The 12,312-nt window shown below is 75.3% G+C and carries 13 protein-coding genes and 1 pseudogene; 9 read left to right on the forward strand and 5 right to left on the reverse strand.

Annotation, left to right across the window (positions count from 1 at the left end):
* Nucleotides 1-33: 33 nt before the first annotated feature.
* Nucleotides 34-924 carry an aldo/keto reductase gene (locus OOT42_RS01150; protein ID WP_273653141.1) on the forward strand — a complete coding sequence of 297 codons (891 nt, stop codon included), beginning with the start codon at nucleotides 34-36 and terminating at the stop codon, nucleotides 922-924.
* A 72-nt stretch (nucleotides 925-996) separates the two neighbouring features.
* A pseudogene (locus tag OOT42_RS01155) lies at nucleotides 997-1,092 on the forward strand (hypothetical protein); the annotation flags it as partial.
* A gap of 28 nt (nucleotides 1,093-1,120) precedes the next feature.
* Here the strand turns inward: OOT42_RS01155 and OOT42_RS01160 are convergent.
* Complete coding sequence (locus OOT42_RS01160; protein ID WP_273654756.1) at nucleotides 1,121-2,758, reverse strand: PQQ-binding-like beta-propeller repeat protein; 1,638 nt, start codon at nucleotides 2,756-2,758, stop codon at nucleotides 1,121-1,123.
* Nucleotides 2,759-2,855: 97 nt separating this feature from the next.
* Between OOT42_RS01160 and OOT42_RS01165 the strand changes: the two genes are divergently transcribed.
* Nucleotides 2,856-3,554 (forward strand): hypothetical protein, encoded by a 699-nt coding sequence (locus OOT42_RS01165; protein ID WP_273653142.1) that lies wholly within the window; start codon nucleotides 2,856-2,858, stop codon nucleotides 3,552-3,554.
* A gap of 3 nt (nucleotides 3,555-3,557) precedes the next feature.
* On the opposite strand, the gene OOT42_RS01170 is transcribed toward OOT42_RS01165, so the two are convergent.
* Nucleotides 3,558-5,279: an FAD-dependent oxidoreductase gene (locus tag OOT42_RS01170; protein WP_273653143.1), complete on the reverse strand. Its 1,722-nt coding sequence runs from the start codon at nucleotides 5,277-5,279 to the stop codon at nucleotides 3,558-3,560.
* Between the two features lie 76 nt (nucleotides 5,280-5,355).
* Nucleotides 5,356-6,255, reverse strand: coding sequence for a LysR family transcriptional regulator (locus OOT42_RS01175; protein ID WP_273653144.1), 900 nt, complete (start codon nucleotides 6,253-6,255; stop codon nucleotides 5,356-5,358).
* Between the two features lie 71 nt (nucleotides 6,256-6,326).
* Between OOT42_RS01175 and OOT42_RS01180 the strand changes: the two genes are divergently transcribed.
* The 3 genes from OOT42_RS01180 (at nucleotide 6,327) to OOT42_RS01190 (ending at nucleotide 8,851) form a co-directional block, all read left to right on the forward strand.
* The gene (locus OOT42_RS01180; RefSeq protein WP_273653145.1) at nucleotides 6,327-7,280 is read left to right on the forward strand and encodes a DMT family transporter; all 954 of its coding nucleotides are present in this window, start codon (nucleotides 6,327-6,329) and stop codon (nucleotides 7,278-7,280) included.
* 341 nt (nucleotides 7,281-7,621) lie between these two features.
* Nucleotides 7,622-8,113 (forward strand): FBP domain-containing protein, encoded by a 492-nt coding sequence (locus OOT42_RS01185; RefSeq protein ID WP_273653146.1) that lies wholly within the window; start codon nucleotides 7,622-7,624, stop codon nucleotides 8,111-8,113.
* 216 nt (nucleotides 8,114-8,329) lie between these two features.
* Nucleotides 8,330-8,851: a TrmH family RNA methyltransferase gene (locus OOT42_RS01190; RefSeq protein ID WP_273653147.1), complete on the forward strand. Its 522-nt coding sequence runs from the start codon at nucleotides 8,330-8,332 to the stop codon at nucleotides 8,849-8,851.
* Between the two features lie 30 nt (nucleotides 8,852-8,881).
* On the opposite strand, the gene OOT42_RS01195 is transcribed toward OOT42_RS01190, so the two are convergent.
* A complete protein-coding gene (locus OOT42_RS01195) occupies nucleotides 8,882-9,346 on the reverse strand; it encodes a MarR family winged helix-turn-helix transcriptional regulator (protein WP_273653148.1) in 465 nt (154 codons plus the stop codon).
* 58 nt (nucleotides 9,347-9,404) lie between these two features.
* Here OOT42_RS01195 and OOT42_RS01200 point away from each other — a divergent pair, with 58 nt between their 5' ends.
* Nucleotides 9,405-9,623 (forward strand): hypothetical protein, encoded by a 219-nt coding sequence (locus OOT42_RS01200; protein ID WP_273653149.1) that lies wholly within the window; start codon nucleotides 9,405-9,407, stop codon nucleotides 9,621-9,623.
* Between the two features lie 80 nt (nucleotides 9,624-9,703).
* Entirely contained in the window at nucleotides 9,704-10,912 is a 1,209-nt protein-coding gene (locus OOT42_RS01205) for a Fic family protein (protein WP_273653150.1), read from the forward strand.
* Nucleotides 10,913-10,937: 25 nt separating this feature from the next.
* On the opposite strand, the gene rbsK is transcribed toward OOT42_RS01205, so the two are convergent.
* Complete coding sequence (gene rbsK / locus OOT42_RS01210) at nucleotides 10,938-11,843, reverse strand: ribokinase (RefSeq protein ID WP_273653151.1); 906 nt, start codon at nucleotides 11,841-11,843, stop codon at nucleotides 10,938-10,940.
* 255 nt (nucleotides 11,844-12,098) lie between these two features.
* Between rbsK and OOT42_RS01215 the strand changes: the two genes are divergently transcribed.
* Entirely contained in the window at nucleotides 12,099-12,281 is a 183-nt protein-coding gene (locus OOT42_RS01215; RefSeq protein ID WP_273653152.1) for a hypothetical protein, read from the forward strand.
* The last annotated feature ends 31 nt before the right edge of the window (nucleotides 12,282-12,312 follow it).

The following is a 12,312-nucleotide window of genomic DNA, read 5'->3' on the forward strand; positions in this document are numbered from 1 at the left end:
CCCGATCCCGCCGCGCGCGGCAGCATGAGGGTCGTGAACCTGCGACAGCTCGGACCGTTCCGCGTCTCCCCGATCGGCCTGGGCGCGATGCCCATGTCGATGAACGACGACAGGGCATACCCCGGCGAGGACGACGCGATCGCGACGATCCACGCCGCGCTCGACGCGGGCGTCACCCTCATCGACACCGCCGACATCTACGCGCCGAGCTGGGACACGATGGGCCACAACGAGGTGCTGGTCGGGAAGGCCGTCCGCACGTGGGGCGGCGACACGAGCGACGTCGTGATCGCGACCAAGGGCGGGATCACGCGGGGCCCCGGCGAGTCGTGGGGTCGCGACGGGTCGCTGGCCTACCTGCAGGGCGCCGTCGAGAAGTCCCTCCGGAACCTCGGGGTCGAGGCGATCGACCTGTACCAGTACCACCGGCCCGACCGCTGGATGGTGTACGGCGAGGTCATGGAGAACCTCAAGACGCTCCAGACCCAGGGCAAGGTGCGCGCGCTCGGGATCTCGAACGCGAGCGTCGAGGAGATCGAGATCGCGGAGCAGGTGCTCGGGGAGGGCAACCTCGCGAGCGTCCAGAACGAGTTCTCGCCGCGACACCCCGGCAGCTACGGCGAGCTCCGGCACTGCGAGCGCCGCGGCATCGCGTTCCTCCCGTGGAGCCCGCTCGGCGGCACGGGCGGTGGTGCACGCGCGGTGGGTGAGCGGTTCGCGGTGTTCGCCGAGCTGGCCGCGACGTACGAGGTCAGCCCGCAGCGTGTCGTGCTCGCCTGGGAGCTCGCGCTGAGCGACCGGCTCATCGCCATCCCGGGTGCGCGACGGGCCGCGTCGATCCAGGACTCCGCGCAGGCGGCCACGCTCGTCCTCGATCCCGAGGACGTCGACCGCTGCTCCACGGCGCTCGGGCTCGACGCCTGACGGTCGCCCCCGTCGCCGCCCGCGGAGTCGTCGACGTCGGGTGCGTCGGACCGGCAGCCCGGATCCGCGTCGACGCGCGCCAACTGGATCGCGTACGCGCTGATCGGGGCGCTCGTCGTGGTGGTGATCCTGTTCTTCGTCGGGTACGCGATCGGCATCGCCGACTGACCGGCTGCGCCACCCGCGGGGCCGCGGGTCAGCGGTGCTCGAAGACGACGTACTCCTGGCGCTCACCGTCCTGGTCGCTGACGCCGAGGGCGAGCCGGCCGCTGAGCGACGCCATCCACGTGACCTCGTCGCCGAAGGCCACGTCGGCGCCCGTGGGCGCGGGGGTCGGGGCGGGACCGGGCCGCACGACGTGCTCCTCGCCCGCGTCCTGCACGTGCACGGACCACAGGCGCTCGCCCCGGTAGGAGATCGCGTCGAGCTGCGCCCCGCGGGCGGCGAGGATCACGCGGCCGTCCGTGAGGAGCTGGTGGACCGAGACGCCGTCGCCCGGCATCGGCACGCGCCAGCGGACCCGGCCGGTCCGGGCGTCGACGGCGGCGAGCTCGTCGGGCGTCCGCGCCACGACCAGGCCGTCGAGCGCGATCGCGGCGAGCACGTCGAGGCCGGGCACCTCCCACCGGACGGAGCCGTCCGGCTCGCGCAGGCGTGCGACGCTGCCGTCGTCGGCGGCCGGGTCGGCGGGGAGCGGCTCGCCGCCGCGCGTGCGGGTCGAGCTCGGTGAGGCCGCCGTCCCGGTGAGCAGGGCGTCCTCCAGGGTGCCGTCGTCGAGCCCCACCCACTCCAGGTGGTCACCGTCGAACGGCACCTCGGTCCCGTCGGGGCGCACGAGCATCACGGGGACGTCCCCGGTCGGCTCGTCGGTCGCGCGCTCGGGGTCGGTGACGACGACCGAGCCGTCGGGCCGGAGCGTCGTCTGCCCCCACAGCCCGCCGTGGCCTTCCAGCGTGGTGAGGGTCGCCCCGTCGTCGGCCGACAGCAGCCACCCCGCGTCGTCGGGGCCGACGGTGGCCAGCACGCGGTCCTCGACGGCCATGATCGACACGTACGTGTCCGGCCCGACCTCCGGGAGGTCGAGCGTGCGCGTCCACCGCGTCGTGCCGTCCCACTCGGACGCGGCCAGGGTCAGGCGTGCGCCGTCGCGCGTCCCGACGACCGTGCCCCAGGGGCCGGTGCCGAGCATCGCCCCCGCGGGCAGGTCGGTGCGGCGCAGCACGCGCCCGTCCGCACCGGCGACCTCGACGATCGCCGTCACGTCCGTCCAGAGGCCGTCGGCCGGTGCGTCGGCGGAGGGGGGCAGCTGCCAGTGGACGACGCACCGCAGGGACGTCGCCGCCTCGTCCTCCGGGGGCCAGCACCACGAGCCGCCGTCGAGCGCGCCCTCGACCGGCGGGGCGAACGTCGTCTCCCAGACGGGTTCCGCGGTCGCGGGGTCGAGCGCGACGAGCCGGGCTTCCGTGGCGCCGCCGGACCCGGACGTCCCGGTGACCAGGACGTCCGCGACCGGCACCCCCATGCCGAGGTACGCGGACACCTCGGGCGGCACGTCCCCGTCCCGCCACGAGTAGGAGCCGCGCAGGAACACCGGGAACGCGGGGTCGACGGGGTCGAGCACGAGCGGGACGTCGGCGAGAGCGGCTGCGCGGGCGTCGTCCTGCACCCGGAGGCGGTGGTCGCTGACGAGCTGGTACGCGACGAGCCCGGCGACGACCGTCGCGCCCGCGACCAGCCACCGCGGCCGGCGACGGACGCGGTCGAGGAACGACGGGTCCTCGTCCTGCGCGGGCGTCGACGGGTCGTCCGTCTCGACCAGGTCGACGTGCCGCATCGTCACGTGCGGGACGCTACTCGTCGCGCCCCCGCGCCCGCTGCTGTTCGGGCGGTCGACGGGCGGCCCTCGGGGGCCGGGTGCGAGGGTGGACGCCATGCGGATCACGACGCTGACCTCGACGATCGTCCTGTGCGCGCTGGCCCTCGCGGGCTGCGCCGCCGAGCCGGAGGCGCAGGAACCACCGTCGCCGACCGCTGCCGCGTCGACACCGGCCGCGTCGCCGACCCCGACGGCGTCGGTCGCCACGGACGTCGCGCCGGACGTGATGCTCGCCGAGGCGGACTGGTCGGCGGTGGGCCTCGCGGCCCCGCGCGACGAGAGCACGGGGGTCGTCGACTGGCGCCTGCCGGACGCGTGCGCCGCGGGGGCGCCGGCCCCGACGTCCGCGATGCGCACCGTCACGCAGGGCACCGGCGAGCTCGAGTCGTCCGTCGGGGTGCAGCAGGTCGTGCTGCTCCCGGACGCGGACGCCGCGGTCGCGGAGGCGGAGCGTCTGACGGCCGCGCTGACCGCGTGCACCGCGGGCGAGCCGCCGACGCTCTACGTCGCCGAGCCGGTGCCGGTGGGCGCACAGGGCGTCGGGCTCGCGACCGACTACTACGGGTCGTCGGCATCGGGTCCGCTCGACGACGCGATGGGCACCTACGTCGCGGTGACCCGCCGCGGCACCGCGGTGATGCTCGTCGGGCTCGACGGCGGCGAGTCGACCGTCGGGTCGGCGCGCACGACCGTGTCCGGGCTCGCGCAGCAGGGCTGGGAGCAGCTGTGCCCGTTCGACTCCGCGGGCTGCTGAGGTCTACGGGGCCGGGCGCAGCACGATCAGGCGCCACGCACCCCGCGCCCCGGGCGGCACGACGGGCGCGCGCGGCGGCACGGGCGCGACGCGCACGTACCCCGCGCCGACGGCCGGGCGCGGGTCCGGGTCGCCCGCGTTCGGCCACAGCGCGCACGCGCGCTCGGCCTGGGCGGTGATGGTGAGCGACGGGTTCACGCCGAGGTTCGCGGTGATCGTCGAGCCGTCGAGCACGTGCAGGCCGTCGTACCCGAACACGCGGTGGTAGGGGTCGACGACCCCGTCCGTGGCGCTCGTGCCGATCGTGCAGCCGCCGATGAAGTGCGCGGTCATGGGCACGTCGACGATCTCCCCGAGGCTGCTGAACGCGCCGCCGCCGACGTGCGCCGCCATGCGCCGGTAGGCGGCGTTGGCCCGCGGGATCCAGGTCGGGTTCGGTTCGCCGCCGCCGGGCGTGGACGTGAGCCGCCACCGTCCGAGCCGGGTGCGGCGCGGCCCGACGGTGATCGACGCGTCACCGGTCTGCATGACGAGCCCGATGACGGTGCGCTGCGACCATGACGCGAGCCCCGTGACGACCGAGACGGCCCGCACGGGGTGCCGCAGCACCTGCCCGAACCAGCGGACGGGCCGGGGCACGCGCCCGCCACCGTCGGTGAGGACCGTCGCGAGCAGGCCCATGAGGTTCGACCCGCGCCCGTACCGGACGGGCTCGAGGTGCGTGCGTTCGTCGAGCCAGACGGACGACGTGATCGCGACGCCGCCGTTGAGCGGCTCGTGCCGCCGCCAGCCCCGCACCCGGCGCGCCGCGCCGCCGAGCGACTCCGAGTTGGTGCGGGTCAACGCCCCGAGCCGGTCGGACAGCCGCGGCAGCGTCCCGTCGGCCTTGAGCCGGTGCAGCAGCGACTGCGTGCCCCACGCCCCGGCGGCGACGACGACCTGGTCCGCCGCCAGCGTCGCGGCCGGCCCGCGTCGACCCGTCGGGACGGTCGACACCGTCCAGCGGCCGTCGCGCGTCGGGGACAGCGACGTCACCGTCGTGTCGGGCACGATCCGCGCACCCGCCCGCTCGGCCAGCCACAGGTAGTTCGTCTCGAGCGTGTTCTTCGCGCCGTGCCGGCACCCCGTCATGCACTCGCCGCACTCGAGGCAGCCGCGCCGCTCGGGCCCGGCCCCGCCGAAGAACGGGTCGGGGACCGCGGCCCCCGGCGTCCCGAACACGACGCCGACCGGCGCGCGCCGGAACGTCGCCTCGACACCGAGGTCACGCGCGGCGGCCAGCACGACACGGTCCGCGGGCGTGACCGTCGGGTTGTCGACGACACCGAGCATCCGTCGGGCCTGGTCGTAGTGCGGCGCGAGCTCGGCGTGCCAGTCGGTGATGCCCGCCCACTGCGGGTCGGACCAGAACGCGTCCGACTCGGGCTCGTACAACGTGTTCGCGTACACGAGCGACCCGCCGCCGACACCGGCACCGGCGAGCACGACGACGTCGGGCAGCACGTGGATGCGCTGGATGCCGTGGCAGCCGAGCCGCGGCGCCCACAGGAACCGCCGCACGTCCCACGACGTCCGCGGCAGCGTCTCGGCCGTGAAGCGTCGACCGGCCTCCAGGACCGTGACGCGGTACCCCTTCTCGGAGAGCCGCAGCGCGGCCACCGACCCGCCGAACCCGGAGCCCACGACGACGACGTGCGGGCGCGCGTCGCTCCCAGCAGACGTCATCGTCGACCTCCGGCACCGTCGCCCGCGTCGGTCACGGACGTCGTGATGATAGGACGACGCCGACGTCGGGCCGGGGTCAGCGTCCGGCCAGGGCGGGGACGGCCTCGCTCGTCGCGTCGAGCGGGTGCTCGTCGGTCGCCGCGACGAGGGAGCGGACGAGCGGGTGCCACGGGCGGGTCGTCGGGCCGGTGAGCACGAGGTCGCGCGTCAGCGTCGGTGCGAGCGGGGCCATGACGACGCCGTCGGGGAGCAGGCCGCCGCCGAGACTGGGCATGACGGACACCCCGATGCCCTCCTCGACCATGCGGAGCATCGTCGCCAGCTCGCGCACGCGCTGTCCGGGGGAGAACGGCAGGTCGGCGGTGCGGTGGAGGCGCCGGACCTGGGCCTCGCACCCGCCCCCGGACACGAGCAGGCCGTCGTCCACGAGCTCGGCCAACGGGATCGGGCCGGCGTCGACGAGCGGGTGGTCGGTGCGGACGACGGCGCGGAAGTCGTCGCGCGCGACGAGCCGGGCACCGTCCGGTGCCGGGTCCGGGTCGACGAGCACCGCGGCGTCGACGATGCCGCCCTCGAGCCACTCCGCGAGCTCGTCGTCGTCGCCCTCGAACACGCGCACGTGGACGAGCGGCAGGCGGTCGCCCCACGTCCGCAGGAGCGCCGGCATGAGGCCCTGGCACACCGTCGGCACGGCGGCGAGCCGGACGGTCCCGGCCGACCGCGCCGAGGCGTGCTCGGCCGTGAAGGCGTCGGCGGACGCGATCGCGGCGCGCGCGTGGGGGAGCAGGCGGGCACCGAGCGCCGTCGTCACGACGGGCGTCGCTCGCTCGACGAGCCGGCCGCCGGCCTCCTGCTCGAGCGCGGCGACGGCGTGCGAGACGGCGGACTGGCTGACGTCGAGGGCCGCGGCGGCGTCGGTGAACGACGCGCGGTCGACCACCGCGACGAAGACCCGGAGCTGCACGAGCGTGGGCATGAACCGACCGTATCGCGGCATGAGCCGGATGCGTTTGCCTCATGTCGGAGGTCTCGGCCACGGTGGTGCACGTGACCCGGGACCGGACGATCGTCGTCTACTACCTCGCCGCCGCCCTCGTGTGGGGTGCGAGCTTCCTGTTCATCAAGGTCGGGCTCGACGAGGGCCTGAGCCCGGCGCAGGTCGTGCTGGCGCGGCTGACGCTGGGAGCGCTCGCGCTGCTCGTCGCGATGGTCGTGCTGCGGCGCCGCTGGCCGCGCGGTGCGCGGACGTGGGGGCACCTCGCGGTGCTCGGCGTCATCCTGTGCGTCGTGCCGTTCCTGCTGTTCTCGTGGGCCGGGCAGCACGTGACGTCGGGGCTCGCCAGCATCCTCAACGCGACGACGCCGCTCATGACCGCCGCGTGGGCGGCGGCGCTGCTGCCCACCGAGCGGCTGGTCGCCCGGCAGCGGGTCGGCCTGCTCGTCGGCATCGTCGGCGTGGTGGTGGTCGTCGCGCCGTGGACCTGGCTCGCGGGCGGCGTGTCCGCGAGCGTCCCGGCCGTCCTCGCATGCCTCGGGGCCACGGCGAGCTACGGCATCGGCACCACCTACCTGCGCCGGTTCGTCACGCCGCTGGGCCTGCCGCCCGAGTCGGTCGCGGCCGGGCAGATCGGCGCCGGGGCGCTCCTGGTGCTGGCCGCGTCACCGTTCATCGTGCCCGTGGGCACGCTGGGCACGCTCGAGGTGTCGTGGCCGCTGGTCGGCGCGATGGTCGCCCTCGGCGCGCTGGGCACCGGCGCCGCGTACGTGTGGTTCAACCGGATCGTCGACGCGTGGGGCGCGCAGCGAGCGTCGACGGTCACGTACCTGACCCCGCTCGTCGGGGTGGTGCTGGGCGCGCTCGTCCTGGGTGAGCGCGTGCACTGGTACGAGCCGGTCGGGGGGGTGCTGGTCGTGCTCGGCGTGGTGGTGGCGCAGCGGGGGAAGCGGGCGCCGGTCGCCGCAGCCGCGCCGGGCGAGGCGCTCGAGGCGCGGACGGCCTGAGGGCGGCCGCCGGGACCTCGCCGGGGTGTCTCCACCTCGCCGTGTTTGGTCGTGAGCGCGCCCGGGTGCACCATGGACGGCGATCTGCGTCGCGGGACCAGCCCGCGACCGCGAGCACGGAGTGCATCTCGATGCAGCAGGGAAGCGAGGCGGCCGTCCTGGCCTCCTCAGGCGCGGGCCCGACGCCCGCCCCGCACGCCTGACGCCTCACGGCGACGACCCGTCCGGACCTGGTCCGCGCGGGTTCCTCGGTGCACCCCGGCGGGCCGTCTCCTGACCCGTGCCGTCCCCGGACCTCCGATGGTCCGGCGACGGCTCCTGCCGCACGAGAGCCGAGACCCATGCTTCCCCTGACCGAACAGCAGATCCGCACGTCCTTCGTGAACTGCTCGCGCCGCGAGGCCGCGCAGCTCACCCTCCCGTCCGACCTGGCCGACCTGCGCTGGGACCGCCTCGACTACCTGGGGTGGATCGACCGCAAGGCGCCGCTGCGCTCCTACGTGGTCGTGCCCGTCGACGACGGGATCGTCGGCGTCACGCTGCGGGCCCCCGAGGTCGCGTCGCGCCGCCGTGCCGTGTGCGCGTGGTGCGAGGACGTCTACGCGACCGACGACGTGTCGATGTACGTCGCCCGCCGGGCAGGTGCGGCCGGTCGCAACGGCGACACCCTCGGGACGCTCGTGTGCACGGACTTCCACTGCTCGCGCAACGTGCGCCGCAAGCCGACGATCATCGAGGCCGGCCAGGACCCGGCCGGCGTCGTCCAGCGCCGCATCGAGACGCTGCGCGCGCACTCCGCGCGCTTCGTCCGCGAGGTGCTGCGCGAGTCCTGACCGCTGAAGGTGCGGCGTCGGCACGTCCGGCGCCGCACCGGGCTCACGGTCGACGCACCACCTGCGGCGCGTGTCGCGACGGCCGAAGGGCTGGACGGCTGGTGCGCCGGTGCGTACCTTCGGGGCGTCCGTCCGTCCGTCGACGATGGCCCCCGGTGCGCCGCGAAGCACCGCCCGCATGGAGACTCGACCCGGAGGGCTCGCCCTCGTCGTCCCGTGACCGGCCCGCAGGTGCGGGTCCGCACCCGCCAGGACCTGCGTCGGGAGCGACGTCCCCGCCCGCACTCCTGCTGGGACCACCTGGTCGCCGCACCGTTGTGGCCGTTGCACGGCGTGAACCTCGGCACGCTGCTGCGGACGTGCGACGCCGTCGGCGCGTGCCTGGCCGTCCCGCGGCTGCCGTGGGTGCCCGAGGCGCTGGCGCGCGGCAACACGCTCCGTCAGCCCGCGTGCGTGCACTGGACCGGCAACCCGGTCCGGTGGCTCGAGAAGCAGCGGGAGCGCGGCTCGGCGGTCGTGGGCGTCGAGCTGACCGAGGAGTCGGTGCGGCTCGGCGACCTGCCCGCGGCTCGCCGCCGGACGGTCATGGTGCTCGGGCACGAGCAGACCGGCATCCCGCCCGAGGCGCTCGACCTGCTCGACGTGACCGTGGAGATCCCCATGGTCGGGACCGGGTCGAGCCTCAACGTCGCCGTCGCGGGCTCGCTCGTGCTCTACCGCCTCGCGGGCCTGACGTGACGGCTGCCGGGCGGCGGCGTGCGTGGCGGGTCAGGCCGTGGCGCGGTGGCAGGCGGCGAGCAGCGTCTCCATGCCGACGCGGATGTCGTCGATCTCCCGTCGGGACAGGCCCAGGCGGTCGACCATCGCGGCGGGGATGCCGACGGCGTCGGCGCGCATCGCGCGGCCCTCGTCGGTGAGCGCGATGACGAGCTGCCGCTCGTCGTCGCCCGCGCGCGTCTTGGTCACGAGGCCGAGCGTCTCCAGGCGCTTGACCAGCGGCGACGTGGTCGCGGGCTCGAGCTGCAGGACGGCGGCGAGCCGCTTGAGCGAGAGGTCGCCGTGCTGCCACAGCGCGAGCATCGCGAGGTACTGCGGGTGCGTGAGGCCGAGGGGCTCGAGGAGCGACCGGTAGACACCGACGAGCGCGCGGGCGGCGGCGGACGTCGCGAGGCAGAGCTGCGCCTCCAGGGCGAGCGGGTCGGTGTCCGAGGCGTCCGTCACGGTGGTCGGCATGCGAGCATCCTAGTGATAAGTTCGTGCACGAATCATCCGCGCACGAATGGAACTCACGATGGGCTTCGCCGACCGGTTCGACGCGCTGAACAACCACGTGACGCTGTTCTTCCTGCGCTTCGTCGGCCCGCCGTCGGTGGGCTCGCCCGACGGGCGCGGGCGCGCGGTGAGCGACGACGAGCGCGCCCGCGAGGTCGAGATCCGGCAGTCCTTCGAGCGCGTGACGGGCCCCGACGGCCGCCCGTACCTCGTCGAGCGCCCGTCGTCGGAGGGCTAGGCGCCCCGCTGGTCGCGGAACGTGCGGTCGGCGTCCGCCTTGGCAACGGATGACGTCACATCCGATGCTAACGTCGTCCTGTGACAACGGATCCGCCCTCTGCGCGACCGGCCGCATGGCCCGCGTTCGGCAGCGAGACGGTCGAGTGGCAGTCGGCGGACGCGGGATACGGGCCGCGCACCGGCCGTAGCGGACGCACCGGTCCGTACGAAGCCGCCGTCCCACCCTCGATCGCCGAGGCCCCCGTCGTCCTGTCCACGTCGACGGTCGCGCTCGTCGCCGAGGCCTCGGCGGAGATCGCCCGGTTCGACGGCGAGACGCACGCCGCGACGACGTCGTACGCGGCACTGCTGCTGCGCACGGAGGCTGCGAGCTCGTCGCAGATCGAGAACCTCACGTCGTCCCCGAAGGCGATCGCTCTCGCCGAGCTCGGTCGGAAGGGGCGGGCGAACGCGGACGAGATCGTCGCCAACGTCGCCACGATGACCGAGGCGCTCGACGGAGCCGAGCGGCTGGACGGCGCCGCCATCCTCGCGATGCACCGGACGCTCATGGCCGACCACATGCCGTCGGCTGCCGGCCGGTGGCGCGAGGAGGCGGTGTGGATCGGGGGGAGTGCCCGGAGCCCCCACGGGGCGGCGTACGTCGCCCCCGTGCACACTCGCGTCCCGGACGCGATCGACGACCTGGCCGCATTCATGGCGCGCGACGACGTGCCGGTGCTCGCGCAGGCGGCTCTCACGCATGCGCAGTTCGAGTCCATCCACCCGTTCCCGGACGGCAACGGCCGCACGGGGCGCGCGCTCCTGCACGCCCAGCTGCGGCACGGGGGTCTTGCCCGGGAGGCGATCGTGCCGGTGTCGGCGGGGTTGCTGGCCGACACCGACCGGTACTTCCGCGCCCTGACCGTCTACCGGGACGGGGACGTCGAGCCGATCGTGGTCGAGGTCGCAGATGCCGTCTTCCCGGCGTTGGCGAGCTCGCGACGGCTCATCGCCGACGTCTCCGACGCGCGCGCCGGCTGGGGTGAGCGGATCCGGGCGCGCCGGGGCGCAGCCGCGTGGGCGCTCGCCGACCTCCTCACGACGCGTCCGGTCGTCGATGTCCGTCTGGTCGCCGAACGGCTCGGGATCACCACGGTGAACGCCCAGCTCGCGGTCGACAGACTCGTGGAGGACGGAGTCCTGACGCAGGTCGGCAACGGCGCGCGTGACCGGGTCTGGCAGGCGGCCGAGGTGCTGGACGCGATGGATCGGTTCGCCGCGCGCTCTCGGCACCGCGTCGTGTGATCCGGAGCGCCGAGCCGACCGTTGCTCACGGCAGGGGGTCGGTCGCCCACGGGTAGGACGGCTGGGCGCCGAGGCGCGTGACGGACGCCGCGGCGACGCGGGTCGCGAAGGCCGCCGCGTCCCGCAGGGCGTCCCCGACGGCGAGCCGGGCGGCGAGGGCGCCGACGAAGGCGTCGCCCGCGCCGGTCGTGTCGACCGCGTCGACCCGCACGGCGGGCCACGACCAGGAGGCGCCCGCCTCGTGCCCGACGACCCCCGACGTCCCGAGCGTGACGACGACCGACGCCGGCCCCCGCGCCGCGAGCTCCGTGGCGGCGTGGTGCGCGCCCTCGGCGCCGGGGGCGATCGGGTGCCCGAGCAGGAGGGCCGCCTCGTGCTCGTTGACGACGAGCGGGTCGGCGAGCGCGACGACGTCGTCGGGGAGCGTCGTCGCGGGTGCGACGTTGAGCAGCACCCGCACGCCGGCACGGTGCGCGAGGCGGGCGGTGTGACCGACGGTGTCGAGCGGGATCTCCGCCTGGAGCACGCACACGCGGCCCCCCGCGACCACGGCGCGGGCCGCGTCGACGGCTGCCGGCGTCACGGCGGCGTTGGCGCCCGGGACGACGACGATCGTGTTCTCGCCGTCGTCGGCGAGCGTCACCACGGCGAGCCCGGTCGGCCCGTCGACGGTGCGCACGTGCGCGAGGTCGACGCCCGCCGACGTCAGCAGGCCGAGCGCGACGGCGGCGTTCTGGTCGGTGCCGACCGCGCCGACCAGCGCGACGGACGCGCCGAGCCGTGCGGCGGCGACGGCCTGGTTGGCGCCCTTGCCGCCGGGCAGCGTGACCGCGTCGCGGCCCAGGACGGTCTCGCCGGGGCGCGGGTGTCGCCCGACCTGCAGCACGAGGTCGGCGTTGACCGACCCCACGACGACGACGTCGTGTCCCATGGCGCCTCCTCGTACCCGACCGGGACATCGTGGACCGTCGGCCCGGGATGTCGCCGCCCGTCCGCCGCCCGGGTGCCCCGGTTGCGCGCCGATCCGGGTCGCCTACCGTGGGCGACGGTCCAGCAGAGGCCGTCGGGTGCGGTTGCGCCGAGGCGGCGACGGGCGCACCCGGACGGCGGACACCGTCGGCACACGATCGGGTGACCTGGGTCCAACCGGGCGTAGTCATCCCAGGACTTCGGGGAGGCTTGCGGGATGGACATGCGGATCGAGGTCACGAACGCCGACGTCGCCGCGGCCAAGCGCGCCTGGTCGCGCGCGGTGGAGAGCGGCGAGAGCGACGCCCGCACCCAGGTGCTCTACGACAGCCTGCGCCGCGTCATCAACGCCCAGGCCCAGCAGATGGCGGAGGACTTCCGCGCGAAGCGCGCGAGCTGACCGGCGGAGTCCGGCGCGGAACGCGCGAGCC

It is taken from the genome of Cellulomonas fimi (genome assembly GCF_028583725.1).
Taxonomy (GTDB): Bacteria; Actinomycetota; Actinomycetes; order Actinomycetales; family Cellulomonadaceae; genus Cellulomonas; species Cellulomonas fimi_B.

Coding starts and splice junctions, on each gene's coding strand:
- OOT42_RS01160 (WP_273654756.1), bottom strand. CDS start 2,758: ATGCGGCACGTCGACCTGGTCGAGACGGACGACCCGTCGACGCCCGCG.
- OOT42_RS01165 (WP_273653142.1), top strand. CDS start 2,856: ATGCGGATCACGACGCTGACCTCGACGATCGTCCTGTGCGCGCTGGCC.
- OOT42_RS01170 (WP_273653143.1), bottom strand. CDS start 5,279: ATGACGTCTGCTGGGAGCGACGCGCGCCCGCACGTCGTCGTCGTGGGC.
- OOT42_RS01175 (WP_273653144.1), bottom strand. CDS start 6,255: ATGCCCACGCTCGTGCAGCTCCGGGTCTTCGTCGCGGTGGTCGACCGC.
- OOT42_RS01185 (WP_273653146.1), top strand. CDS start 7,622: ATGCTTCCCCTGACCGAACAGCAGATCCGCACGTCCTTCGTGAACTGC.
- OOT42_RS01195 (WP_273653148.1), bottom strand. CDS start 9,346: ATGCCGACCACCGTGACGGACGCCTCGGACACCGACCCGCTCGCCCTG.
- OOT42_RS01200 (WP_273653149.1), top strand. CDS start 9,405: ATGGGCTTCGCCGACCGGTTCGACGCGCTGAACAACCACGTGACGCTG.
- rbsK (WP_273653151.1), bottom strand. CDS start 11,843: ATGGGACACGACGTCGTCGTCGTGGGGTCGGTCAACGCCGACCTCGTG.
- OOT42_RS01215 (WP_273653152.1), top strand. CDS start 12,099: ATGGACATGCGGATCGAGGTCACGAACGCCGACGTCGCCGCGGCCAAG.